At 59.1% G+C, this 237-nt stretch carries 1 pseudogene; it reads right to left on the reverse strand.

The features are described 5' to 3' along the window. A pseudogene (locus tag SB756_RS35170) lies at positions 1–237 on the reverse strand (glycerol-3-phosphate dehydrogenase); the annotation flags it as partial.

Raw genomic sequence — 237 nt, forward strand, 5'->3', positions numbered from 1 at the left:
CAGCAATCGGAATATTCGAAGCCTTTGGTGATTTCGCTTTTCAGCGGGCTGTCAGGGCCAAACTTGAGGCTTTTGGAGCCTGCAAGTTTTTCGCGCTTGCCCAGGTGGTCATACAGGAACAGGCCGGCGCGAATCATCCAGGCCGGGCGCAAGTGCGGGCGGTGCGGCAACACGAAACGCATGGGCTTGACGATGTGCGGCGCCTTGGCCAACAGCACTTCACGTTCAGCCAGGGCT

Source organism: Pseudomonas sp. SIMBA_068 (assembly GCF_046534705.1).
Lineage (GTDB): Bacteria > Pseudomonadota > Gammaproteobacteria > Pseudomonadales > Pseudomonadaceae > Aquipseudomonas > Aquipseudomonas putida.